Here is a 25,778-nt window from a genome sequence, read left to right as displayed (position 1 = left end):
ATCTCTTCTTAAATTCGCGCCAGATACAAATGATGAAACTATGTTACCCACTATAAATCCCACCACCACCCAAGCCTGGAAGAAATTAGAAGCTCATTATGAGCAGATGCAGGCTCAGCACCTAAAGGATCTGTTTCAGCAGGACCCGAAGCGTTTTGAGAAACTGAGCCTGACGTTTGAGGATATCCTCATTGATTTCTCCAAGAACCGCGTGACCCAGGAAACCATGCAACTGCTGTTGCAGCTGGCCCAGGAGACCGGTTTGCAAGAAGCCATTGACGGCATGTTCTCAGGCGAAAAAATCAACTTCACGGAGGACCGCGCGGTCTTGCATGTGGCCTTGCGCAACAGTTCCAACTCGCCAATAATGGTAGACGGCAAAGATGTGATGCTAGACGTGAACCGCGTACTGGACCAGATGAAAGCCTTCTCTGAGCAGGTCATCTCCGGAGGCTGGAAAGGCTATACCGGCAAACCCATCACTACTATTGTGAACATTGGTATTGGCGGTTCAGACTTAGGGCCCGTGATGGTGACCGAGGCGCTGAAGCCTTACCAACAGCCCAACATCACCACCTACTTTGTGTCTAATGTGGACGGCACGCACATAGCCGAAACGCTGAAGAAAGTAGACGCTGAGACCACGCTGTTCATGATTGCCTCCAAGACGTTCACCACGCAGGAGACCATGACCAATGCCCACAGCGCGCGCACCTGGTTCTTAGAGAATGCTAAAGACGAGGAGCACATCAAGAAGCACTTCGTGGCCATTTCAACCAACACCAAGGCTGTGTCTGCGTTTGGCATTGACCCGCAGAACATGTTTGAATTCTGGGACTGGGTAGGCGGACGGTATTCTTTATGGTCTGCCATTGGTTTGTCCATTTGCTGCACCATTGGGTTTGAGAACTTCAGAGCGTTACTGGACGGGGCGCACGCCATGGACCAGCACTTCCAGAAGACGCCATTTGAGAAGAACGCACCCGTGATTCTGGCTTTGCTGGGTATCTGGTATAACAACTTCTTCTCTGCAGAGGCGCACGCGCTATTGCCGTATGACCAGTACATGCACCGCTTCGCGGCTTACTTCCAACAGGGGGACATGGAAAGCAACGGAAAGTCGGTGGACCGGAACAGCCAGCCTGTCAACTACCAGACCGGTCCCATCATCTGGGGCGAGCCGGGCACCAACGGTCAGCATGCGTTCTACCAACTCATTCACCAAGGTACCAAACTCATTCCCTGCGACTTCCTGGCCCCAGCTGTGACCCATAATCCTTTGAGCGACCACCATCCAAAATTAATGGCCAACTTCTTCGCGCAGACAGAAGCGTTGATGAATGGGAAGACTGAGGAGGAGGTATTGAAAGAAATGCAAGCCGCGAACCTGTCTGAAGAGGAAATCAAGTCATTGAAAGATTTCAAAGTGTTTGAAGGCAATCGCCCGACCAACTCCATTCTATTCAAGCAGCTGACCCCGAGAACGCTGGGTGCGTTGCTGGCCATGTACGAGCATAAGATTTTTGTGCAGGGCATCATCTGGAACATCTACAGCTTCGACCAATGGGGCGTGGAACTAGGCAAGCAGCTGGCATCTAAAATTCTGCCGGAGCTATTGAATGAAGAGCCTGTTACGTCTCATGACAGCTCTACTAACGGTTTGATAAACCAATTCAAGGCTTTCAGAAGCTAGAAATACTTCTGCTTAACTCTAAACTCCCTCCAGCTTTGTCTCATATAAAGTTGGAGGGAGTTTTTGCTTTGGGTCGTTACAGCTATTGGTTCTGGATTTGAGGGCATATCCGTTTTTGGCTTCTTTTCTGGAAAACAGGCCAAAAACGGATTCCTAAACTTTAGAGAAGTCAAAAAGGAAGCAGCATTATTTTTATGTACGTACATAAACATGAAAACCTTTTGACTCTTACCTTCGCTACTGTTGTATGCCAATTCCAACTAAGTCACAATGAGAACCATCAAGAAAATCCATAAAGCAGAATACTCCCCCATTGCAGACTTAATCACCTACTCGCCGCTTCCATCCCGAAGCCTGCAGATGATTGACCCGTTCCTGTTTCTGAACCACCACGGTCACCAAGTATACAAGTCCAACAACAACGGCTTACCGTTTGGGCCGCACCCGCACCGGGGCATGGAGACCATGACCTTCATCCTGGAAGGCGACATCATGCACAAGGACAGCGGCGGCCATGAGAGCGTGATTACCGCCGGCGGGGCGCAGTACATGACGGCGGGCAGAGGCTTGATTCATGCCGAGGTGTCTTCTTCTGAGTTTAAGGCCAAAGGCGGACCGTTGGAGATTCTGCAGTTGTGGATGAACCTACCAGCCAAGCACAAAATGATGGAACCGGCTTACAAAGGCCTTCAGAAGGAAGACATTCCGAGTTTCTCTTTGGAAGACGAGAACGTCACTTTCAACCTAATCTCTGGTACTTGGGGTGAGCACAAAGGCGCCTTTGACACGGTGACAGACATTCTGTTGAGCACCATTTACTTCCAGGCCGGTGGTGAGATGAAGGTGTCTGTTCCCGCAGATCGCAACATTTTCTTCTACATCATCAAAGGCTCTCTGACGGTGAACGGTCAGGAAGTACCTTTCAGGAATCTGGTGGAATTTAACAATGACGGCGAAGAATTGCAGGTGAAAGCCTCTGAGGAAAGTATCCTGCTCTTTGGGCACGCGGTGCCGTTCAATGAGCCAGTAGTGGCGCAGGGGCCGTTTGTGATGAACTCAGAAGCCGAGATAAGACAAGCGTACCAGGATTATCAGCAAGGTAAATTTGGCCAATGGAAGCACTAAGCGCGTTTTTGGCCTGTTTTCCAGAAAATAGCCTAAAAACGGAATCGCCCGATGTTTCTGCAACATCGGGCGATTCCGTTTTAGTAAGTAAGCAGTGCTTAGATGATTTTGTCCATTTTGGCTTTTACAATCTCCACGGCACGGCGCATGTTTTCTACTTCTTTCTTGGCGGCTTCCTGCTGCTTCAAGTTAGTTTCTACGTCTTTGTTGAGTTGCTCAAGCTCATTACCGTTAGCGGCTAGTTCAGCTTCCAACTCTTGTTTGCGGGCCTGGTTCTTGGTGATTTTGTATTTGATCTCGTCGGCCTGACGGATGACGCGGTCGGCCTCGTTTTGGGAGTTGACCAATACTTTCTCCGCATCGGCTATCTGGTTTTGCACATCTTGCTTGTACAATTGGCGGGCAAACTGTTGGAGCATAGCCTCAGAGCGGGCCCACTCTTTGGTGGTTTCCTTTTTGCTTAAGTAGGCGTTGCCTAAGTCCAGTGACCACCACACCATGGTGCCTTGGTCAGAGCCTTCCACTTTAGACATGATACGCATAGGATTGCTGGTAATGGTGTCTATCTGGGCTTTCTCTACGGTGTACACGCCTTTGCTAGCCTGAGCTTTAGCAGTTGGCAGAATAGAAGGACCTTTCACGGTGCCGCCAGACTTTTCCTTTAAATAAGAAGCCCAGGCCTTCTCCACCACTTTGCTGTCCAGCTGGATCATAATGCGCTGCCCCTTCCGAACAATGCCATTGATATCCACCTCCTTTTCGTCTACCGTTGAGCGTTGCTGTGCCCAACCCATTGTTGCCATGCCTAAAAGCATGAACAACAGCGCTACTGCCTTCATGTGCGTACGTTTGCCTTTCATTTGATTGTGTTGAGGTATTCAATCCTGAAATTAGGCAAAAAATCAGAATAGGCACAGAGCCGTATAAAATTTTACCTTTGACCCAGGGGCCTCTAAAAACCTATTGGCCCTTTTGCCTGTTTGATGCACTATGAACGTAACCGTCTGTAGAAAAGAGAATTTCAACGCCGCCCACCGCCTGCACAATCCTGCCTGGACAGATGAGCAGAACACCCGGGTGTTTGGCCTCTGCAACAACCCCAATTACCATGGGCATAATTATGAATTGGTGGTACGTTTGACGGGGCCGGTAGACCCAGACACGGGCTATGTCTATGACATGAAAAAACTGAGTCTGCTGATTAAAGCAGAAATTTTAGATAAATTTGACCACCGAAACTTAAACCTGGACACGGACGAGTTCAAACATCTGAATCCCACCGCTGAAAACATTGCCATCATCATCTGGCAGCGCCTGCGCCCCCACCTCTCAGAAAACCTGGCTTTGTCCGTCACCTTATTTGAAACCGAAAGAAACTTTGTTGAATACCATGGATAGACGGGAGGACAATAATCAGGATCCTGAAGAAGACCACATGCCGGGTTCTTTGGATACGCCGCTCCGCCCAGATGCCTTCGTCCTGACGGATGAGCAGAAGATAGAGGGCATAGAATACCATTTTAAAGAAATCATGCAGCTGCTGGGTCTTGACCTGGAAGACGATAGCCTCAAAGGCACGCCGCGCCGCGTGGCCAAGATGTACGTGCAGGAGATTTTTGACGGCCTCAAGCCCGAGAACAGACCCGCCGCCCGCCTGTTTGAAAACCGCTACGGCTACCGCCAGATGCTGGTAGAGCGCGACATCACCTTATACTCCAGCTGTGAGCACCACTTTGTACCCATCATTGGCAAAGCCCATGTGGCTTATATCCCCAATGAGCACGTGATAGGCCTTTCTAAACTAAACCGCATTGTGCAATACTACGGCCGTCGGCCGCAGGTGCAGGAACGCCTGACGCGCCAGATTGCCCAAGAGCTACGGGATGTGCTGAAGACGGACAACGTGGCCGTTTTGATCGAGGCAGACCACCTGTGTGTGATGAGCCGCGGCGTGAATGACGTGAGCAGCAGCACCATTACTTCTGAGTACTCGGGGCTGTTTGAGCAGGACGCGTACCGTCTTGAATTCATGCAGGCCATACGCCATAACAAAAGCTGATGCAAATCTTCCAGAAGATGAATTTTTCAGATGCATCCTGCGTTTTCCAGTGCAATTCCCTCATGAACAGGAAGGCTCTGTCTTTTCTCAACTAAACCAGCTTAGAGAAGGTAGATGACGGTGAACGAAGGTCGTATAGAAAGCAACATGTCAGGAAAGAAAATACTGATTGCCGGGGGCACAGGTTTGTTAGGAACGCGTTTGTCTGAGATGCTGATTGACAGCGGCTATGAAGTGGCCCACCTCAGCCGAAACCCAGACAAGTACGCGCACTACAAAACCTTTAAATGGGATTTGAAGAAAGGGTGTCTGGACGAAGCAGCCATCAAGTACGCAGACTATATCATCAACCTGGCCGGTGCCAGCGTCTCTGAGGAGAAATGGTCGGGTTCCCGCAAGAAGGAAATCCTGCACAGCCGTACCCAAAGCACGCACATCTTGTGCGAGTACCTGAACAAAGTACCGCATCACGTAAAGGGGTTCTTCTCTTCTTCGGCAGTGGGGATTTACGGCAACTCAGGTGACAAGCTCATGCTGGAAGAAAGCACCTATGGCTCTGACTTCTTAGCCGAGGTCTGCAAGCAATGGGAGCATTCTGCCTGGCAGGTGCATAACCTGGGCATTAGAACCGTGATCTTCAGGATTGGCATTGTGCTGAGCAACAAAGGCGGCGCTCTTCCCCAGATTGCTAAGCCCATAAGAATGCTGGCCGGCGCGCCACTGGGTTCTGGCAAGCAATACATGTCCTGGATTCATATTGATGACATGTGCCGGCTCTTCATCAAAGCCATGGAAGATGCGCAGATGCAAGGCGTGTACAATGCCGTGGCTCCGCACCCTAGCACCAATGAGGAAGTCACAAAAGCATTAGCCGAGGTGATGCACAAGCCGTTGGTTTTTCCAAACGTGCCGGCCTTCGGGCTGAAACTGATGCTGGGCGAGATGAGTGAGATTGTCTTGGGCGGCTCGCGCGTGAGCGCCAACAAATTGCTACAGACAGGATTTACCTTTGAATTCAGCCAATTACGAGAGGCCCTGGAGTCTCTTTATGATAAACACAGCTAATATCTCTTGTGAATTGAAGAAGTTCCAATAGGGCCTTCTTCAATTCACGGAGCGCTAATCTTTCCCCTCCTGCCTACTTCCCCTATCAAGCGCCTTACATTAAGAGGTATGCTACTGCTTATAATTCTATATATAACTTTTCTAATTTATCAATTTCCAATCCTCCTGGGCTAATCTTAGAACAGTACACTAATTACGTAATATTCTTCATTTCCTTCCAGCTACCATCATTCTTCCAAGAGAAACTTGATGGGCCTTTCACAACAAGAAAAATATTATAGCCCCATTCAATGTGCCTATAAGCCACTAAGGATCAGCGCTATACAACCAACACCTTCTTTTCCTCCTTTTCACATAACTAAATCAAGAATCTTCTTGCCCTCTGCCAAGGCTGGTTTACTGGCTATTATGCATGACGCATAGCCTATTTTATTGCATAAGTCTCACAACTTTCTTCATTAAAACCTAGTATATAGGGTATATAGCAAATTGAGATGTACTTACCATAAAGGCAGTTTGCTGTAGTTGAATACGATTCCAGGTGGCTTGAGCAGAAGTTTGCTCTGGCTTCAAGATGCCACCAGACTTCACCACTACTTTCTTTTTTAGAGTAATTGACACTAAGGTTATTAGGGAAACGCTCCATCAGTAGAATTGCCTTGTCTTACAGGACTTGCCCCTGCCGTTGAGCCTCCCTTTGTGAGAATGATTTGAGGCAGTTGGTAAACTAAACGGTGTACTCTATGACAAACTTTTTCCCATCTTCTTAATCAGGCCCCGGGCCTGATGCCCCATTCCTTATAGGTTCTCCCTTCCATAGTAGGCGGTGCTCCTCCTGCTGTCTGGCAAGAGTTGTGCTACTGGTAAATACACTCTATTTATTAGTGGCCGTGCCCTTCTATGGTTTCTATTTTCTAATGCTCTCTTGAGAATGGCTCCGTGCTTCTGTACAGCAGACCGCCTTTCCTCCACTAACAGCTTTCCCGGTTAACGGCTTGTATTGGCCGTTCTGCGAACTTGGAGAGGATGCGCCCTTGCCTGTGTTGTTGAGCCTTCGCCTGTATCTGGCCCTCTGAACGTAGCCCTTGGTTCTACCTGCAGCTGGTGTCCCTTGGTCTGTGCTTGCCATTCTACATTTCAACTTAACGCGTTAAATTATTAAGTCATATGGTCCAGCCTATACCTTCTTTTTTACAAGACAGATCATTGAATGATAAGCCCACTCTGTTCTATTCTAAAACGCCCAAGTTATTTGTAGGATTCTTCTCTGTCCTTTCCCTTTATTTCTTGATAGAATACACCCAGACGTCCAACTGGCCATTAAGCAGCCTAGTTTCCATTTTCTGCCTGGCGTATCTGCTCACCCTTCTCTTTTATACAAAAAAAACCGGCAGCACGTATTCTTCCATTTTGTTTTTCATTCTGTCTTCCGTTAGTCTAACCCTCATCTATATTTATTGCAACCAGCTCTTTCAGGCAGAGATTGTTCCCTTTGAGGCGCATTTGATTTTTGACCAGGTTACCACGCCTATTGAATTGCTGTCCCTCTCATTCCTGAAGCCACTGGTGCCGGTTAGAGAAGGCAATCAGAACGTCTCCACGCAGGTGAACCATCCGTTCTTCACTGCCTTCAAGAACTTCAAGCTAGACCACCAGACCAAATACACCCTTATTGCCGGCATTGGAAGCACGGCCAAAAGCATTCAGAAGCAATTCTACAACTGCCATGACTCTAGCTATAAGATCAAAGGCTTTGTAAAGTGCAAAGACGAGGCTTGTGCCGTACAACAAGAAAACATTGTCTCTAACCTGGCCCAGTTCAAGGACTACCTGAAAGACAATACCGTGGATGAAATAGTGATAGCGCTGCCCGTTAAAACCTCCAAAAAGGTAAAGCGCATCATAGAAACCGCAGACTACTACGGCATTCGGGTAAAATACATTCCAGACTATGAGAACCTGTTTGGGAAGAACTACAAAGCCACCCGCGTGGGCTCCCTGGACATTGTCAACGTGCGCCAGACGCCCCTGGATGAAACCTGGGCCTTCCTCCTGAAGAACACGTTTGACAAGCTTTTCGCGTTTGCGGCCATCATGCTGCTCACTCCGGTACTCTTGGTGGTAGCCGCGCTTATCAAACTAGACTCGCCGGGCCCGTTGCTCTACTGCCCCATCCGGATTGGCAAGTCGGGTAAACCATTCAAAGTCTTCAAATTCAGAAGCATGCGCGAGAATGACAGCGCCCAGGGCGGCACTCTCTCCACCAGAGAGAATGACGACAGAATCACCAAAATAGGTCGTATCCTGAGAAAGTACAGCCTGGACGAACTTCCTCAGTTCTTCAATGTGCTTCTGGGAGACATGAGCGTGGTGGGCCCCAGACCCCATAGAAGCTTCCTGAACCAGCAATTGCAGCAGACCGAAGACAAGTACATGGTTCGCCACTACTTTAAACCCGGCATTACCGGTTGGGCGCAGGTAAACGGCTGGCGCGGGCCCACAGACACCAAAGAGCAGAAAAACCAAAGAACCAGCCACGACCTATGGTATGTGGAAAACTGGTCTTTGTGGCTGGATATCAAAATCATATACATGACAATTTTTGGCAAAAGCACTCACAAAAATGTCTTCTAATACGTATATATATGAATCTAATTTTATCCCCGGTGCAGCACCGTGGCTCCAGCTTTCCAGGAACTATCCATAGTAGGCAATCTTAGCCCACTGTCTTGCTTACCCCCGATCATTAGCAACGCGTTCTAAAACAAAAGACCATGAGAAAGTTTACTCTGCTGTTAGTATTCTGTGCCTTTCTTTCTTTGCCACTTGCGGCCCAGCTTTCGTCCTTTAAAAACCTACAGCCCTTGGGGGTAGCCACCAACACAGGTGACAAGCCGCAATCTAAAATTTGGTTTTATGAAGGAAAATACTGGAGTATTCTGCCCAATGCAGAAGGCACCTTTCTCTGGCGTCTGGATGGGACGGCCTGGACTAAGCTCCAGCTGCTCTTACCTGGTGACTACGCCAAGGCAGACTGCAAGGTAGTAGGCAATCTGGCCCATGTGCTGCTGTTCAGGGAAACCAATACCTCGTATGTACTCTCTCTGGAATATGATCCTGCAACCGCTACGTACAAGCTCTGGAGCAAACAACCCAACCGTACCAACCTGGTGTTTGGGCCCAATGCAGAGATAGCCAGCCTGGACGTAGACAGCAAGGAAAGAATGTGGATTGCCTATGACGGCATAAAAGAAATTTACGCCATTTGGAGCGATGCCCCTTACACCAACTGGAGTGCCCCCATTGTTCTAGCCGACAACACCAGCTCAGATGACCTTTCTGGCGTCATTGCCCTACCCTCCATCAATAAGGTGGGAGTCCTCTGGTCAAATAGTGCCACCCAGCGGTTCGGCTTTAAACTGCATGATGACAATGCCACCCCAGAAGCCTGGTCTGAAGACGAAGTACCAGCGTCTCAGTCTGCCCTGGATATAGGTAGCGGCATGGCCGATGACCACCTGAACATGACCGCCGCCAGTGACGGCACCCTGTATGCCGCCGTGAAGACCTCGTTTGAGACCGCTGGTTATACCAAAATAGCTCTCCTGATACGCAGACCCTATGGCACCTGGGATGACATGTACAAGGTATCTGGCACTGGCACCCGCCCCATTGTCATCTTAAACGATGCCCAGGACAAGCTAAAAGTAATATACACGGCAGATGAGGGAGGCGGCGACATCTTACAACGCGAATCCTCTACAAAGAACATCCTGTTTGACTCACCTCGTACGCTGCTGGCAGGCCCCTACAATTACCCATCTACAGCCAAAAACAACCCCAATGCCCCAGAATCCTTGGTCATTGCCACCAACGTATCTACTCTTAATCTGCAAGTGATGGGTGTTCTAACTGTAGACGCGCTCAATGCTACTCTAAAAGCTTACCCTAATCCATTTAACATGAAGTGCACCATTGCCTTTTCACTGGCCGAAGACAGTGACTATTCCATTGGCTTGTATGACAGCAAAGGGCTACGGGTAACAGAATTCTTTGAGGGCAACGCCTTAAAAGGAAAGCAGAATAAGATAACGGTAGACGGCTCCCGTCTTGCCAGCGGCATGTATATAGCGCGGCTTAAAACCAACACCGGCCTGCAGCACATCAAAGTGCTTCTGGAAAAATAACCATATGCCTTGAGTAGGCCCACCAAAAACGGAAGTCCCGGCACCTAGGTCATTCTCAGGTGCCGGGACTTCCGTTTTTGGGCTATTTTCCAGAAAACAGCCCAAAAACGACATATCATTGATTGCTGGTGGAGCTGATTAGTTATTGGAATTGGGGACAACTGCGCTGGGGGCCATTTCTTCATAACTGGCTCGTTCATTGCCTACTTTGATGTTATCAAAAAACACCACTCTGTTGGGTAGTGTGGAAGCACCGCTTTTGAAGGCTGCTTTGTAAAGCCCAATCTTCCATTTAGGCAGCACGGCGTTGTTGTACATATTGCCCCCGCGGTGGGTAATGACTTTTTCTCCGTTGTGCCATACCTCAATGAGGCCGTCTTCTTCATAGGAATGCACGAAATGGAAGACAAACTCATGCCAGGTGTTTTTAGTCACTTCGCCCAGGTCTAGCTTCTTTTTGCTTCCTTCCTGTACGCCATCAGAAACCAGGTCTGCGTTAAAGCCAGTATCCAGAACAAAGCGGTCGTTTTTGATACGTAGTGCGGTGGCCGGGCTGGAAGACTTTTCCCCCAGGTGCTTGTCGGCGCGCTGGTACCACTGGCTTATGATCTCGCGCTCCGTGTCTTTGACAAATTCATCGGCGGGGAAATAGGCAGCAAAGGAATACCACATTTCCTTAGAGGAGACAGGGCCTACCACAGTTACTTCAGCCCTTTTTCCGTCTTTCACCAAAGGCTGGTCCTGTCTGATCTCAAACCGGCAGGCGCCGTGGCCCCTAAAAGCGGGTGCCTGTACCAATTGCATGGCGTAGGGCCAGTCACCTATTTCTTTGGCATGGGCCAAAGCAAAAGGACTGCCTTGCTCAAAGGTTTCTTCAAACAGCAGGTTTCCTCTCACAGGAGTACTGGAAGAAGCTAGTTGGTCCAGCCCCATCACACCAGACCCGTCTTTTTTGTCTGCGCAGGAAACCGCCAACAGCATCTGCAACAAAAGCAAGCCATTAGAATAAAAGACCATATGTTATACAACGTGAGGTGACGGAAGCAGGAGAACAAGGCCAGGGACAGATCCCTACAGCACTCTTCCCTCTTCTACGCAAAAACCACCTGTTGAGTGGCCTTCTTTCTTGGTTACAGGAAAGTTGCAGCGAGCGCTCACGTGAATAGATTTCCCATTTGAAATCCCTATAAAAATAATTGGGTCCGTTTTTGGGCAGTTTTCCAGAAAACTGCCCAAAAACGGACCCAGATACAGCGTAAAGGGTTGACAAAACAAAAGGAGCAGCCGGTGGGCTGCTCCTTTTAAGGGTTTAGTATCTGTTTTGGGTATTCAGTTGGAAGAGCCAGTTAGTGGCCTGACCTTATTTCTGAATAGTGAACTTGATGGTGTACGCAGGAGCTGTGGCAGAACCCATTTTGTCCTTAGTACCTGTGTAGGTAGTTCCAGAAAGTGTGTAAGAACCTGTGGTAGCACTCCAAGAGTAATAATCACCTGCTCTGTTGTCGCCGAACAAGGCGTAAGGTACTACATCATCCAATCTCGTATCGCTCTTGGCACCTGACATTACAAACTTCACCACACCACTGGTAGTCTTGCTGGTATTGGCTCTGATGTTGAATTTGTTTGTGCCAATTACGCTCAGGTCAATCACGCCACCGTTAGCAATGGTCATGATGTCTTTATTTGTAGTTGCATTCACCAGCGTGAAGCTTACTACTTTCTGAACATCTGTGGTGGAGGTGGTAGTGGTTGTAGTTGTACCAGAAGTGGTGGTAGTACCGCTGGTAGTGGTGGTACCGCTAGTGGTAGTAGTTCCGCTGGTGGTAGTGGTCGTTGATCCTGAAGCAGTACCAGAGGTCATGTCAGCGAAGGTGGCGTTGGCATTACCAACTCTCACATTGTCAAAATAGATTACTCGGTTGGTGACAATGGTCTCATCATATTTGAAGGCAGACTTGTAAAGACCAATTTTCCACTTAGGCAGCACGTCATTGTACATGTTACCCCCGGTGATAGTTTTCACTTTCACGCCGTTCATCCAGATTTCAACAAGGCCGTCAGTACCGTAAGAGTGGATGAAGTGGAATACAAACTCAGTCCAGGCGTCTTTCTTGATGGCACCTAAATCATGCAGCTTTCTTGTCTCCGGAGTGTTTCCTACCTCAAAAGTGATTCTGTCTTTGTCAGTTCTAAGTGAGGTAGACGGGCTACCGCTCTGGTACCATTGGTTAATGATCTCGCGCTCTGTGTCATACTCATACCCTTTGGAAGGGAAATAGGCGGCAAAAGAATACCAGGTGTTCTTGGTGATGTCACCGTCTGCACCTTTCACGATGGTCATTTCTGATCTTTTACCGTCCTGTACCAACGGCTGGTCTTTTCTGATCTCAAAGCGGGCGGCCTTGGTGCCTCTCCATACAGGAGTGTTTACAATCTGAAAGGCATAGTCCCAATCTCCTACTTCCTGGGCATGCGCCAAAGAGAAAGGAGAAGATCCTTCCATGGTTTCTTCAAAAATAAGGTTGCTTGACAGGTTAGACGTGGCAGAAACCGCAGTGGCAGGCGTCATTTCATCTAATTCATTCTTATCACAAGAGGCTGAGATGAAACCTACTAGCAATGGCAATACGATATATTTGGTGTTAAACTTCATGTTGAAAAAATTAATAAAGGGATTTTGTAAAAGGTTTGGCTTAGTTCTCAAACTCTATGTAATAATTGAGTAGCTTGAGCGTTTGAAAATCAGTCAGTTAAATCTGACTTTACTACTTCCTTCTAAAAGTGCCTCATATACGCCTATTAGGTTAAGGTTTCTTCTTTCTATCTTTCTGCACTAAAACCAGAATCAGGTTCTGATACCGCTTGCCCTAAATTGTATTTTTGCCTTTTTAACTGACTTTAAAAATCTTTCAGAATCTTGTAACCTTCTTATTACCAATTCCGTAGTTGCAAAGTTAAATACATTTTCAATACATTTTTCAAAGACCACCCTTTAGTACCATATTGTATTAAATTGTTATAAAAAACAGTCAAAGTTCTTCTATCCTGCCTACATTTACCTTAAATAATACAAAACAAAGTTATACAACTTCCTGTATATCAATTACTTATATCAAAAATCCCCTATATTGAATTCTATAAGCAAGAGACGGACTATTCTTTAGCTTATTCCTAAAAAGGGGCCGTTTCTGGTCTTGTGGCTTATTTATATTATAACCAGCCAGGGAAATTTACCGTAGCGAGGCAAATTGCAGAAATGAGTGAATTTATTTGGATCGGGCAAGCCTAAAGGAGCGGCAGAGAATTCAGCTTGCTGTTACACCGTTGTTGGTCTTTGCCCTAAACCCGCCTTTTGTCTGGCAGTAACAGCGTGAGCCTCACCCAGTACAAGGCTACTAAGCGAGTGCTTTTCTCTTGATGCCTTTTAGCAGAAAAAGCTTATATGCAGAAAGACCGGAAGAAAGGCTGATGCACCTTCCACCATAAATTGAACTAATTCTATATAGAGTAATCTAATATTTTAATTTTTGAGAATATCCGTATTAAAACGTGAACATTCACTTTTTAGCAGCGTATAGATTCTTATATTCTCACTATGCCGTTATTGAAATAATAACAATATCAGGTAAAAGACACAATCACCCCTACATATTAAAGGCTTAGCCTGGCATCAACCCCACCAGTTGCGTTCATGTGGTGCTATGAACGCCTGAATGTTTACGGAGCACCCTTAGCTTATCTGCCCTACAGCACCATCAGGCCCTGCTCTACACGCACCTGCTGGTTTCAAAGAACTGCGAAGAAAGCGTCTGCTTTAGGCGTCTGCTAATCATGCTACTTTTTCTGGCATTGTACACGGCGGCGCGTAAAGGAGGACCAGTGTTTGATCATTTAGTGATGTTGGTATGAAAAAAAGTCTATCTGTTCTTTTAGCACTTGCCGTGCTCTTTATTTTTGATGCAAATGCCCAGAATACCCTAATCCCGTTCGGCTCCTCTTGGCAGTATCTGGACAATGGAACAGACCAGGGAATGGCTTGGATATCAACCTCCTTCAATAGCAGCACCTGGAAGACAGGTTCTGCCAAGTTTGGCTATGGTGTAGAGGGAATCAATACTCAAATTGGCTTCGGCCCAGATAAAAGTAAAAAATACGTCACCACGTACTTCAGGAAGTCTATCTCCATTACAGATCCTGCCAGCCTGGGGGATTTCACGGCCAATATCCGGCTAGATGATGGTGCTGTCATATATGTGAACGGAGTAGAGGTACACCGCATTAACATGCCCACCGGCCCAATCGCGTATAATACCCTTTCTGCGGTAAGCTCCAGCGGAGACGGCTCCAAAACCCTCACCTTCCAGGTTAACTCAGCTCCTTTTGTAAGTGGCACCAATGTGATTGTCGTAGAAATCCACCAGTCCAAGGTAAATACCTCAGACATGGCCTTTGACATGGAGCTGTCCTCCAGCCTGTATGGACCAGACGGTGACTTGGTATCACCGTACGTGGTAAGCATAGAGCGGCTGTCTCCCTCCAGTGAGATCACAGAGCCCGGGGCAGTCACCTTTAGAACCATTTTCTCTGAGCCCGTGAATGGCGTCACTCCAGATGACTTCACGGCAATAGCCACCGGCTCTGTAGAAGCCACGGTAACCGACGTAAGTTCTGAGAATGGCACCCACTATGACGCCACCGTGAATGCTTCTGGTGAAGGAACCTTGCGCCTGGACCTTATGGCCCCTGACACGGATATCACAGACTTATCTTCTAACGCCCTTGCGGGGGACTATACTTCCGGCGAGTCTTATACCTTGGTTGAACCGGTGCCGCTCGCCAATGCCTTGTTCAGCTTTAACAGTTCCTGGAAATACCTGGACAACGGCACAGACCAAAGCACCGCCTGGAGAACCACTTCCTTCAGCGACGCCGCCTGGAAAACAGGCGTAGGCAAGTTTGGCTACGGAATAACAGACGCGGCCACCCTGGTGGGATATGGACCTAATGCCAAGAACAAATACATTACCACCTACTTTAGAAAAAGCCTTTCCATTACAGATGTAAGTAACTACACCTCCTTTAAAGTCAATATTAAGATGGACGATGGCGTGGTGGTGTATGTGAACGGCACAGAAGTATACCGCAACAACATGCCTACCGGGTCAATTGCCTATAATACGCTGGCTGCTCTGAGTTCTAGCGGTGATGGCACCAAAATACAATCGTTTACCATCAGCAATGGCGCTTTCATCAACGGCCCCAACGTGATTGCCGTGGAAGTGCACCAGTCCAAAGCAAACACCTCAGACATGGCCTTTGACATGGAGTTACTCGCGGACCAATCAGACCCTGGCCCCGTGGGAGATGTAACCTCGCCTATGGTAACCAGCATCAACCGCCAGAGCCCCACCACTGCCAGTATCATGCCGGGCTCAGTTACCTTCAGGGTTTCCTTTTCTGAGAAAGTAACAGGCGTGTCTGTGAATGACTTTGTGTTCACCACCACCGGCACCGCAGGCGGCACGCTCACCGGGCTTACCGCCGTTGGCACAGACGGCACGGTGTATGACTTGTCGGCCAACACCGCGGGAGAAGGCACCGTACGGCTAGACTTGAAGGCATCTGGCACTGAGATCATGGATGCGTCTTCCAATCCCATCGCGTCTGGCTTTACCGCCGGCGAGTCCTATTTGCTGCAAACCCCTACGAGTGGCGGCGGATTTGCCACCGTGGCCAGCATCACGCCCATGTCCATTTCCACCAACACGGCAGACAAGCCCCAATCTAAAGTATGGACCTACGCCGGCAAGTTCTGGACCGTGCTGCCTACCACAGACGGCACCTTTCTGTGGCGGTTGGACGGCACCACATGGACCAAGGTACTTTTGGTTTCTTCCGGCGCACTAGCCCGGGCAGATTGCAAAGTAGTAGGCAATTTGGCGCATGTTCTCTTGTTCAGAGGCAACAACAATTCTTACCTGATCTCCTTGGAGTATGATGCCGCCGCCGCCGCCTATAAGCTTTGGAGTAGCCGTCCGACAAGATCCTCTTTTGTACTGGGCCCAGATGCTGAGACCGCCACCCTGGACATAGATGGCAACGGTAGAATGTGGGTAGCCTATGACACGCCAGACTCAGTGAACGTACGCTACAGTGACAGCCCATATACCACCTGGAGCGAGCCCATCGTCATTGAGAGCGGCATAGCAGATGACGACATCTGCGCCATTGTTGCCCTGCCTACCCAGAACAAGATGGCCGTGCTGTGGAGCAACCAGCGCACAGATTTCTTCGGCATGAGGACCCACACCACCGGAGACAGCGCCACCACCTGGTCAGAAGATGAGTCACCTGGCTCCCAGACGGCCTTGAACGTAGGCACGGGTTTCTCTGATGACCACATGAACATGGTTCTGGCTAGTGATGGCACCCTTTATTGTGCTGTAAAGACCAGCTATGAAACGCCTGGCTACACCAAACTAGCCTTGCTGGTACGCCGGCCCAACGGAGTATGGGACAACCCTTATGAGATTACCCAGGAGAACGGCACGCGCCCCATCGTGATTTTGAATGAGGCGGCCGGTAAACTGAGGATCGTGTACACTTCTCAAGAAAACGGGGGTGACATTCTCTACAAGGAGTCTTCTTTAGACGCTATATCCTTTGGCTCTCCTATTTACCTGATCAGGGGTATGTATAATTACGTAAGCAGCACAAAAGCCACGTACACAGGAGAAACGGTCTTGATGGCCACAGATGTGAGCACTACCGCTTGGAAAGCCATTGGGTTCCTGGTGTCAGATGGCAGTTCTACCGCCACGGCTATGGCCAACGGCAGCTTGTTGAAAGAACACGGCCAGAACCTGAGAGCATACCCTAACCCGTTCAAAGGCACTGCCACCGTCAACTTTACCCTCCCCCAAGGAGGTGCCTACACCATCGTTCTCTACAACAGTAAGGGAGAACAGGTTATTGACGCCAAAAAGGGCCTCGCCGAAGCGGGCGTAGCCAACACGTTAGAAGTGAGCGCTGCCGGACTGCCTTCTGGGCTTTACATTCTCAGACTAGAGACAAATCTGGGCACGGAGACTATAAAATTGCTGCACAACCGGTAGCATCCGCCTTAGGGCGTGCGGTTTAACACATTCAAATAACTGAGTTCTCTGGCCCATGTGGCCAGAGAACCTATACCCTTATACAAGTACGCTTATTGAAACACTTTTAATCCTACCATACCCACAACTATGATTGTACCTCTCAGAAAATTTCTGTCTTACCTGTTACTTGTGCAGTGCAGTCTTTTCGTTTTCGGCTGTTCCAGCACTAAGAAGGTGGTGTACTTCAACAACATTCAGGACAGCGTGCTACCGTCGGGCGTAGAGAACATTGAGCCTCTTATTCAGAAGAACGACCTGTTGAGCATCTCCGTGAGTAGCCTGAACCCAGAGGCGTCCAAAATATTCAACACGCCCAACGTCACAGACTCAGAGGCGCCGGACTTTTCAGGCAGGGCTACTTCGGTCTCGGGGTACCTGGTCAATGCACAGGGGTACATTCAGTTTCCCATCTTAGGAAACATCAAGGCGTTAGGCCTTACCAAAAGACAGTTAAAAGAGAGCATCACCAAAAGTCTTACAGACCGTAAACTACTGGTAGACCCCATTATTAACATACGGTACCTGAATTACCGGGTGACCGTGTTGGGCGAAGTAGCCAATCCCACCGTGGTGAACGCCCCCAATGAGAAGATTACGCTGCTGGAGGCCCTGGGCCTGGCCGGAGATTTGACCATTTATGCCAAGCGGAGCAATGTTTTGATCATACGGGAGGTAGAGGACAAGAAAATCATTAAACGCATTAACCTCAACTCTACAGAGCTCTTCAACTCCCAGTATTACTATCTGCAGCCCAATGACATTGTGTATGTAGAGCCAGACAAAGCCAAAGTAGCCACCGCTAATCCAGTGAGACAGCTGTTGCCATTGATTTTCAGTGGTTTGACTGTAGTAGTAGTAGCCGTAGATCGCTTAACCAGATAACTCAGAAGTACGCGTATGACTGATAACAACCAAACCACCCAGGAAGAGAGCCTGTTTGACTCGTTGGCACATAAATATGTACCCTACTGGCCATTGTTTCTCCTTCTGTTCATTTTTGCCATGGCCGGCGCCTGGGCCTACCTGCAGTACCTGGCGGTGCCCACCTATAAAACTTCTGCCACCATCATCATCAAAGATGAGAAGAAGGGGGTGGACGAGTCCAGAATGACCCAGTCCATAGACGCCTTCACCTCCAACAACATTGTGGAGAATGAGATCAAGGTGATCCAGTCCAGAGCTCTGGCCAGAAAAGTGATTGACGAGTTAGGCCTGTACGCTCCGCAGTTTGAGGAAGACAAGTTCAGAGCCATTCCGGCCTACACCTCTTCTCCCATCAAGATAAAGTTAAGAAACCCAGAAGAAGCCCGCGAGACCGAGAAGGTGTACTTTGCCTTTGACAAAGGCAAGCAGCAGGTAACCGTTGGCCACAAAGCCTACCCAATGAACACCTGGGTGAACACCCCGTACGGTGAGCTCATGTTCCTGCCCAATGACAACAAGCGCGATACGCCAAGCCTGCCCCTGTTCTTTGCCATTATGCACCCTAAGAAAGTCACAGACAACATCATCAGCAACCTTTCCATCCAGGCAGAAAACAAATTGTCTACCGCGGTCAACCTCAACTTTACAGATGCTTCTCCCCAACGCGGCGAAGACATCCTGAATAAGTTGATACAGGAATACAACCAGGTAGCCATTGACAAGCGCAACGACCTGGCCGCCAAAACCCTGGAGTACGTGAACAACCGCATACAGCTGGTAGGCAAAGAATTGAAAGCGCTGGAAAATGAATTGGTACACTACAAGTCCAGCCAGGGAGTGGTGAACCTGAGTGAACAGGGCAAAATGTACCTCAGCAGCGTGGGAGAGAGTGACCGTAACCTGTCTGACATCAACCTGCAACTGGCCATACTGAGCGAGGTGGAACAGTATGTGGTGCTTAAGAGCAATTCGGGTGGCATGGCCCCGTCTACCCTCGGCATCAAAGACCCGGCCCTTACGCAACTGCTGCAGAAACTCTACGACTCAGAGATTGAATACCAGCGCCTGCTCAGCACCACCGCAGAAAACAACCCTATCCTGCTGGCGTTGGCCAGTGAGATTGACCGAATACGGCCCAGCATCCTGGAAAATATCCGCAGCCAGCGGTCTGCCCTTCAGGCCAGCCGCAGCAGCATAGCCTCCAACAGCAGCAAATACAACTCCGTGCTGTCTACCATTCCGCGCAAGGAAAGAGAGCTTTTGGAGATCAGCCGGCAGCAGGCCACCAAGAACGACGCCTACAACTTCCTGTTGCAGAAAAGAGAAGAGACGGTCTTGTCTTACGCACCTACAGATGAAGACACCAGAATTGTGGACATGGCAGAGTCCTCCCTCTACCCCATTGCGCCGCGTTCTTTATACGTGTACCTGATTGCGGCCGTGCTTTCCTGCGTAATGGGCGTGGTCCTGATCTCCGGCAAGGAAATGATGAACGGCAAGTTACTCTTCCTGTCAGAGATTCTGGCCTACACCAACATACCCGTGGTGGCAGAGCTGCAGTACACCAAAACCAAGGACAAGCTGCACCAAAAACCCACAGACGGCTTCGTGATTGAGGAGTTCAGACACATGCGGGCCACCATTGGCTTGTTTGGCCGCACGTTCGTGAAAAAGAAAATCATGGTCACCTCCAGCATTGCCGGCGAAGGAAAGACCTACGTGAGCACCAACCTGGCCCACAGCCTGGCTTCCTCGGGCAGAAAGGTGGTGCTGCTGGACTTTGACTTGCGCAATCCTGCTACCACCCGCCTGTTCAACCTGACCAACTTCAAAGGCATCACCGAATACCTGATGGAGGACATAGAGCCGTACCAGATCATCAACAGCTCAGAATCTGAGAACCTGTTTGTTGTTCCTGCGGGCTCCTACATGGGAGACAGCACAGAATCATTGCTCAACGGAAAGCTGGAAGATCTCTTCTGCTACCTGGAAGCCGAGTTTGACTACATTCTGGTGGACACTGCTCCCGCAGACATCATCTCTGGGGCCTCGCTGCTTACTGAGTTCTGCAACATGACGCTCCTCATCATGCGCCACGGCTATACGCCCATGAGCATTGTAAAACGGCTGTCTAAAAACAACAAGTTCAAGTTCATGAACAACATGGCCATTGTGTTTAACGGCGTGAAACCCAGGGGCTTGTTCAAAGGCCACCACGGCATTGAATACGGCTATGGGTATGAGCTCAACTACGGAAACAATGCCTACCTGGCCAAGAATACTTAATTGAAAAATTCATAGCCAAAAGTGTATTAAAATCGTTTATATAAAGGTTCCCGCTAAACACAAGTACTCCTCTGCTGCCAGAGTGAATTCTATAGTTGGCACCTTCCCTGGCCGCCATGGGCCTCAATTCTATTCTTAGCAACAAGCAAAACCAATGGAGAGAAACTGGTACATCATCTGCACCAAACCCAGAAGGGAGAGAAAGGTAGCGCAAAGCCTCACGGAACTCAGATTTCCTCATTACTGCCCCTTGAACAGAAAAGTGCAGCAATGGAAAAAAAGACAGGAAACCATCCACAAACCACTGTTTGGCTCTTATGTGTTTGTTCAGGCCATGGAGCAGCAGCTGGGTAGGATTGGGTCCTTGCCAGATGTGGTGCATATAGTGAAATGGTCTCAGAAACCTGCCGTGGTGCCAGAGGATGAGATTGTGGCCATGCAGCAGTTTCTTAAAACGCACTACAACGTCCTGTTCACCAGTACGCACCTGAAGTCGCCTAAATCAGCAAAGATGGCAGAGGCGTATCTGGTAGACAGGGAAGGCGTACAAATACCAGCCAATGCTCCTTTGCAGTTACTGAACCTCCCTACCCTGGGCATGCTGCTGTATGCCCGGCAGACCAAAAAAAGAAGCAACCGGGCCGGCCAGAAGGTGGGCTCCATGCACAAGTAAACCACCACTTACCTCATAAAACACCACGCCCTTTCACGGCGCATCTGTGAAAGTAAACCGGTAGGAGCTCTCCTACACCCTGCCTTCTCCTCTACGCTGTCTGATCTGGGCCCTGGCCGCAGGTCTCGTGGCTCCCGTCATTGCCTCCACTACGGCAACGCTGTTTCCTGCTTTTCACGCCCAAGCGTTTTTGGCCTCTTTTCTGGAAAACAAGCCAAAAACGAATGCCGCAAAGGTCAATGCCATGGCCCACGCACAGGAACCGTTGCCCTGCATCCTACATGCGCACCATTAACACCGCAGATATGAAGATATTGATTACAGGGACCGCCGGTTTTGTTGGATTCCATCTAGCTGAAAAGCTCCTCTCCAGAGGAGATGAAGTAGTGGGCATTGACAACATCAATGACTATTATGACACCAAACTGAAGTTTGATCGCCTTACAGAAAGCGGCATCTGCGAAGGACTGGTGCAGTGGTACAAAGAGGTGAAGAGCTTTAAATACCCTAACTACCGGTTCATTAGAATGAACCTGGAAGACAAGAACGCCTTGCTTTCTCTGTGTGCCCGGGAGAAGTTTGACGCCATCGTGCACTTGGCCGCCCAGGCGGGCGTACGCTACTCCATCACCAACCCAGACGCCTACGCGCAGTCCAATCTGGTAAGCTTCCTGAACATACTGGAAGCCAGCCGGCATAACCAGATCAAACACCTGGTGTACGCCAGCTCTTCCAGCGTGTACGGCCTGAACGGCAAGATGCCCTTCTCCGTGAAAGACTGCGTGGACCATCCGGTGTCTTTGTATGCGGCCAGTAAGAAAGCCAATGAGCTTATGGCCCACACTTACAGCCATCTGTACAAAATCCCTACCTCTGGTCTTCGGTTCTTTACCGTGTATGGTCCCTGGGGCCGGCCAGACATGGCGTACTTCTCTTTTACAGAGGCCATTCTCCAAGAGAAACCCATCAAGGTGTTCAACTACGGCCAGATGAAGCGGGATTTCACCTACATTGATGACATCACAGAAGGCATGGTGAACGTGATTGACAAACCGGCCGCCCCGCTCCCCGAGTGGGATGGCAACTGCCCAGACCCTTCCAGATCATCCGCTCCCTACGCCATCTACAACATAGGCAACAACAACCCGGTGGCCCTCCTGGACTTTATTCAGGAGATAGAGTCCAACATGGGCAAGAAAGCCATTCTAGAGCTGGAAGGTATGCAACCCGGAGATGTAGTGGCCACGTGGGCCAACGTGGATGACCTCATGGAGCATTTCAACTACAAGCCAGACACCAGCATACAGCAGGGGCTAAAGAAGTTCACAGACTGGTACAAGGCCTATTACGCGCTGCAGAGCCTGGCTCCCGCCAAGGCCGCGGCCGCTTAACAGAAACATTATTTCTACTACCGTTGCAAGACTGCCGGCCTGGGGCCGCGGGCTTTTACCCTTGTCCATCCGTTCTTTTAGTCTAACATTGATATGGCGCATGATAAGAAACTTACTGAACGCACCTTCTCAGGCTTTCTGTACCTAATCACCGGCAGCGGCCTGCAAATTGTCTTAAAAATAGGAGTCTTGGCCATCTTGGCCAGGTTGGTAAGTCCCAAGGAGTTTGGGGTCATGGGGCTGGCCCTGGTGATTCTGGAGCTTTCTAAAATGTTCACCCAGATGGGCGTAGGCCCAGCCATTGTGCAGCGCCCGGAGCTGGAAGAACGACACCTGACCACCGGGTTCACGCTTTCCATTCTAATGGGTCTCTTGTTTTCCAGTATGCTGCTGTTGGGCGCACCCTTAATCGCCCTTTTCTTCAAGATGGAGGGCCTCGTGCCGGTGATCAGGGCTATTTCACTGGTGTTTCTGGTAGATTCCTTCACCTTGATTGGGCAGGCACTTCTGCAGCGCAACATGCAGTTCAAGACCAGCGCCATGATTGAACTGGCTTCCTACGCCGTGGGCTACGGAGCGGTGGGCATTGTGCTGGGCAAGATGGGCTGGGGCGTCTGGGCTCTGGTAGCCGCTAATATCAGTCAGGCGGTCATCAACGCTCTGCTCCTGCTTAGACTGCAGCCTTTCCCTAAACGGTTGGGGTTTGACAAGGACGCTTTTAGAGAACTCATTTACTTTGGCGGTGGCATGACCATGGGCCGCATTGGCAATTTTTTAGCCACCCAAGGCGACAACCTGGTCATTGGCCGCACCTTGGGCCCCGTAGCGCTAGGGATATACGGCAGAGCCTATCAATTCATGGTCATGCCTGCCAGCTTGTTTGGGAATGCCTTGGATAAGGCACTTTTCCCGGCCATGGCAAAAGTGCAGGGAGACACCCAGAAAATTGGCAAGGCCTTTCTTACCGGCGTGAGCATGATTGCGCTGTTGGCCATGCCCCTGAGCGTGGTATTGGTGCTTTTGGCGCCGGAGATTGTCCTCACGCTGCTGGGCCGCAAGTGGGTAGAGGTAATTCTGCCTTTTCAGATTCTGGCCTGCAGTCTTCTGTTTAGAATGAGCTATAAACTTAGTGATACCCTGGCCAGAGCCACGGGTGCCGTGTACCAACGGGCTTGGCGACAGATCATCTACGCCGGCCTGGTGTTCATTGGTGCCATCATTGGCCACTACTGGGGGTTATACGGAGTGGCCACCGGCATTGCCGTTGCCCTGACCGCTAACTTCTTCATGATGGCGCAACTCAGCACGCGGTTGGCGGGCATTAGTTGGGCAAGCATCCTAAAAGTGCATCAGGAAGGTTTTTTGCTGATGATCCCCATGGGCCTTGGCTGCTACCTGCTCACTACTTTGTGCAGAAGCTATGACTTGCACCCCGCGTTGAGGCTGACACTGGTGGGCACTGGCCTAGCCGCGCAGCTCTATCTAATGCTTCGTTTCTTTCACAACTACCTCATCAGAAATGATTTAAAAGAGCTGTTCCACCACCTCATCGTCAAGAAATTTAAAAAGTCTGGGAAAGTCCCCAAGAATGGGAAAACCGCCCCAGACCAGATTGTTGTACCCAACGCTTCTACTGCTATGTCCTCTTCTACTCAACCAGACACCACCTGTGCCGTAGTCCCGCTACCCACCATACAGCAGCTGCTGACCGCTCTGCACCAGCAGAACATTGTCTATTGCCACTGGAAAAGCAATGAGCACCTGGACGCCTCCATGACAGGAGACACTGACCTAGACATTCTTTTTCACCACGGCCAGAAAGAGCAGTTGGAGCTGGTACTGGCAGACCTGGGGTTCAAAAATTTCAAGTCCATCAAAGAGAAGCAGTACAAAGACATAGAAGACTATATTGCCCTGGACGTAGCCTCGGGCAAGGTGATTCACGTGCACGCTCATTTCAGGCTCACCATGGGCGAAACCTATTTAAAAGGCTACCAGCTGCAGATAGAAGACAATATCCTGAACACCAGGGTGTATGATGAGACCTTTGGCATCTACCGTTCAGACCCTGCCATTGAACTCATTCTGCTGTACATAAGAGAGGCCCTCAAACTCAGAAACCGCGATGTCCTGATGATGGGCTTTCTGGGAAAGACCCAATATTCAGAGAACGTACTCAAAGAATACAGATGGCTGAAGGAAAGAACCACCTCCTTGGAGATGGAGGCCTTTTTGGCTGCCATGTTCAAGGAATACGGACCCATGCTCCAAATCATGAACGGCGGGTTCACCAAGAAACAGCTGCTAAAACTGTCATTTCTGGTGAGAAAGGAGTTTGAAAGTGCCCGGCTGTACTCGCCTGTCACGGCGTCTTTGGTGCGTTGGTACAGAGAAATCACCGTCAAGTTCTCCAGAAAATTCGCGCAGTTGCTCAACCGGCCCATCATCAGCCAGCGGGTGAACCCGCGCGGAGGCATGGTAATAGCCGTGATAGGCGCAGACGGCTCTGGAAAATCTACCGTAACAGCCAACCTCAGAGACACCTTTCAGAAGAAACTAGACGTATACAGAATCTATTACGGTCGCGGCGACGGGAAAGTCTCCTGGCCCAGAAAAATGCTCACCCGGGCAAAAGGGGCATTTCTGCATGCTCCTAAAAAATCTGCTTCAGGGAAGAAGATAGCCCTCACCACGCCTCGCAAAAAAGGTACCCTGGCCGAAGTCTACCGCTGCATCAACGCCCTGATGGTGGCCAATGAAAAGCGACGAAACCTGCAATGGATGCAGGTGGCCAAAGAGAAGGGTATGCTCATCATTTGTGACCGGTACCCGCAGAACCAGATCATGGGTTACAATGACGGCCCCCTGCTGCACCATTTGGCAGATTCTAAAAACCCGGTGTTCAGGATGCTGTCCAAGATGGAGGCCAACATTTACGCCAAGGCAGAAAGCACTCCGCCAGACGTCATCTTTAAACTGATTGCCGAGGCAGAAGTGGTGGAAGCCCGCAAGCCCGGCGAAACCCTGCTGGCCACTCTGGAGGCGAAGATTGCGGGCTTTAAGAGCCTTCAGTTCAAAGACACCTGCAAGGTGATTACGGTAGACGCCACGCAGCCTCTGGACCAGGTACTGTCCACGGTGAAGAAAGAGATTTGGCAGGCCTATCATTAACGCACGCTAAGCAAAAGCCGCCCAGAAGAAAAAAGAAAGACAACCAC

16 protein-coding genes are annotated in these 25,778 nt (G+C 49.6%); 13 read left to right on the top strand and 3 right to left on the bottom strand.

Annotated elements, in window-relative coordinates:
- Positions 1–40 precede the first annotated feature (40 nt).
- Together pgi and GU926_RS15955 are read left to right on the top strand one after the other, a co-directional pair.
- Positions 41–1,693 (top strand): glucose-6-phosphate isomerase, encoded by a 1,653-nt coding sequence (gene pgi / locus GU926_RS15960; protein WP_160693613.1) that lies wholly within the window; start codon positions 41–43, stop codon positions 1,691–1,693.
- 270 nt (positions 1,694–1,963) lie between these two features.
- Positions 1,964–2,818, top strand: a complete 855-nt coding sequence (locus tag GU926_RS15955) for a pirin family protein (RefSeq protein WP_160693611.1) — start codon at positions 1,964–1,966, stop codon at positions 2,816–2,818.
- 98 nt (positions 2,819–2,916) lie between these two features.
- On the opposite strand, the gene GU926_RS15950 is transcribed toward GU926_RS15955, so the two are convergent.
- Positions 2,917–3,678, bottom strand: coding sequence for a DNA repair ATPase (locus GU926_RS15950; protein ID WP_160693609.1), 762 nt, complete (start codon positions 3,676–3,678; stop codon positions 2,917–2,919).
- Between the two features lie 130 nt (positions 3,679–3,808).
- Between GU926_RS15950 and GU926_RS15945 the strand changes: the two genes are divergently transcribed.
- The 5 genes from GU926_RS15945 to GU926_RS15925 all read left to right on the top strand — a co-directional run bounded on the left by GU926_RS15945 (position 3,809) and on the right by GU926_RS15925 (position 10,129).
- Complete coding sequence (locus tag GU926_RS15945; protein WP_160693607.1) at positions 3,809–4,216, top strand: 6-pyruvoyl trahydropterin synthase family protein; 408 nt, start codon at positions 3,809–3,811, stop codon at positions 4,214–4,216.
- Positions 4,209–4,877: a GTP cyclohydrolase I FolE gene (folE, locus tag GU926_RS15940; protein ID WP_160693605.1), complete on the top strand. Its 669-nt coding sequence runs from the start codon at positions 4,209–4,211 to the stop codon at positions 4,875–4,877. The genes GU926_RS15945 and folE overlap by 8 nt, the downstream gene beginning before the upstream one ends.
- A gap of 147 nt (positions 4,878–5,024) precedes the next feature.
- Positions 5,025–5,942 carry a TIGR01777 family oxidoreductase gene (locus GU926_RS15935; RefSeq protein WP_160693603.1) on the top strand — a complete coding sequence of 306 codons (918 nt, stop codon included), beginning with the start codon at positions 5,025–5,027 and terminating at the stop codon, positions 5,940–5,942.
- Positions 5,943–7,229: 1,287 nt separating this feature from the next.
- Positions 7,230–8,576: an exopolysaccharide biosynthesis polyprenyl glycosylphosphotransferase gene (locus GU926_RS15930; RefSeq protein ID WP_232058362.1), complete on the top strand. Its 1,347-nt coding sequence runs from the start codon at positions 7,230–7,232 to the stop codon at positions 8,574–8,576.
- A gap of 140 nt (positions 8,577–8,716) precedes the next feature.
- The gene (locus GU926_RS15925) at positions 8,717–10,129 is read left to right on the top strand and encodes a T9SS type A sorting domain-containing protein (RefSeq protein WP_160693590.1); all 1,413 of its coding nucleotides are present in this window, start codon (positions 8,717–8,719) and stop codon (positions 10,127–10,129) included.
- A 138-nt stretch (positions 10,130–10,267) separates the two neighbouring features.
- Here the strand turns inward: GU926_RS15925 and GU926_RS15920 are convergent, their stop codons facing one another.
- Both GU926_RS15920 and GU926_RS15915 read right to left on the bottom strand, forming a co-directional pair.
- A complete protein-coding gene (locus tag GU926_RS15920; protein ID WP_160693588.1) occupies positions 10,268–11,146 on the bottom strand; it encodes a polysaccharide lyase in 879 nt (292 codons plus the stop codon).
- 343 nt (positions 11,147–11,489) lie between these two features.
- Complete coding sequence (locus tag GU926_RS15915; RefSeq protein ID WP_160693586.1) at positions 11,490–12,782, bottom strand: polysaccharide lyase; 1,293 nt, start codon at positions 12,780–12,782, stop codon at positions 11,490–11,492.
- A gap of 1,252 nt (positions 12,783–14,034) precedes the next feature.
- On the opposite strand from GU926_RS15915, the gene GU926_RS15910 reads away from it, so the two are divergent.
- The 6 genes from GU926_RS15910 (at position 14,035) to GU926_RS15885 (ending at position 25,731) form a co-directional block, all read left to right on the top strand.
- A complete protein-coding gene (locus GU926_RS15910; RefSeq protein ID WP_160693585.1) occupies positions 14,035–17,244 on the top strand; it encodes a T9SS type A sorting domain-containing protein in 3,210 nt (1,069 codons plus the stop codon).
- A gap of 129 nt (positions 17,245–17,373) precedes the next feature.
- Positions 17,374–18,168 (top strand): polysaccharide biosynthesis/export family protein, encoded by a 795-nt coding sequence (locus GU926_RS15905; RefSeq protein WP_160693584.1) that lies wholly within the window; start codon positions 17,374–17,376, stop codon positions 18,166–18,168.
- A gap of 15 nt (positions 18,169–18,183) precedes the next feature.
- The gene (locus GU926_RS15900; protein ID WP_160693583.1) at positions 18,184–20,496 is read left to right on the top strand and encodes a GumC family protein; all 2,313 of its coding nucleotides are present in this window, start codon (positions 18,184–18,186) and stop codon (positions 20,494–20,496) included.
- A gap of 154 nt (positions 20,497–20,650) precedes the next feature.
- Positions 20,651–21,169, top strand: coding sequence for a transcription termination/antitermination protein NusG (gene nusG / locus GU926_RS15895; protein WP_160693582.1), 519 nt, complete (start codon positions 20,651–20,653; stop codon positions 21,167–21,169).
- A 305-nt stretch (positions 21,170–21,474) separates the two neighbouring features.
- On the top strand, positions 21,475–22,560 hold the full coding sequence (locus GU926_RS15890; protein WP_160693581.1) for an NAD-dependent epimerase: 1,086 nt from the start codon (positions 21,475–21,477) through the stop codon (positions 22,558–22,560).
- A 93-nt stretch (positions 22,561–22,653) separates the two neighbouring features.
- On the top strand, positions 22,654–25,731 hold the full coding sequence (locus GU926_RS15885; RefSeq protein WP_160693580.1) for an oligosaccharide flippase family protein: 3,078 nt from the start codon (positions 22,654–22,656) through the stop codon (positions 25,729–25,731).
- The last annotated feature ends 47 nt before the right edge of the window (positions 25,732–25,778 follow it).

It is taken from the genome of Nibribacter ruber, from assembly GCF_009913235.1.
GTDB lineage: Bacteria > Bacteroidota > Bacteroidia > Cytophagales > Hymenobacteraceae > Nibribacter > Nibribacter ruber.
This window is presented reverse-complemented; position numbering and strand designations above follow the sequence as displayed.

What these genes read in the sequence shown, in the direction of transcription:
- GU926_RS15955 (WP_160693611.1), top strand. Translation starts at nt 1,964, where the DNA reads ATGAGAACCATCAAGAAAATCCATAAAGCAGAATACTCCCCCATTGCA.
- GU926_RS15935 (WP_160693603.1), top strand. Translation starts at nt 5,025, where the DNA reads ATGTCAGGAAAGAAAATACTGATTGCCGGGGGCACAGGTTTGTTAGGA.
- folE (WP_160693605.1), top strand. Translation starts at nt 4,209, where the DNA reads ATGGATAGACGGGAGGACAATAATCAGGATCCTGAAGAAGACCACATG.
- pgi (WP_160693613.1), top strand. Translation starts at nt 41, where the DNA reads ATGTTACCCACTATAAATCCCACCACCACCCAAGCCTGGAAGAAATTA.
- GU926_RS15920 (WP_160693588.1), bottom strand. Translation starts at nt 11,146, where the DNA reads ATGGTCTTTTATTCTAATGGCTTGCTTTTGTTGCAGATGCTGTTGGCG.
- GU926_RS15905 (WP_160693584.1), top strand. Translation starts at nt 17,374, where the DNA reads ATGATTGTACCTCTCAGAAAATTTCTGTCTTACCTGTTACTTGTGCAG.
- GU926_RS15885 (WP_160693580.1), top strand. Translation starts at nt 22,654, where the DNA reads ATGGCGCATGATAAGAAACTTACTGAACGCACCTTCTCAGGCTTTCTG.
- GU926_RS15890 (WP_160693581.1), top strand. Translation starts at nt 21,475, where the DNA reads ATGAAGATATTGATTACAGGGACCGCCGGTTTTGTTGGATTCCATCTA.
- GU926_RS15915 (WP_160693586.1), bottom strand. Translation starts at nt 12,782, where the DNA reads ATGAAGTTTAACACCAAATATATCGTATTGCCATTGCTAGTAGGTTTC.
- GU926_RS15950 (WP_160693609.1), bottom strand. Translation starts at nt 3,678, where the DNA reads ATGAAAGGCAAACGTACGCACATGAAGGCAGTAGCGCTGTTGTTCATG.
- GU926_RS15910 (WP_160693585.1), top strand. Translation starts at nt 14,035, where the DNA reads ATGAAAAAAAGTCTATCTGTTCTTTTAGCACTTGCCGTGCTCTTTATT.
- GU926_RS15900 (WP_160693583.1), top strand. Translation starts at nt 18,184, where the DNA reads ATGACTGATAACAACCAAACCACCCAGGAAGAGAGCCTGTTTGACTCG.
- GU926_RS15925 (WP_160693590.1), top strand. Translation starts at nt 8,717, where the DNA reads ATGAGAAAGTTTACTCTGCTGTTAGTATTCTGTGCCTTTCTTTCTTTG.
- GU926_RS15945 (WP_160693607.1), top strand. Translation starts at nt 3,809, where the DNA reads ATGAACGTAACCGTCTGTAGAAAAGAGAATTTCAACGCCGCCCACCGC.
- nusG (WP_160693582.1), top strand. Translation starts at nt 20,651, where the DNA reads ATGGAGAGAAACTGGTACATCATCTGCACCAAACCCAGAAGGGAGAGA.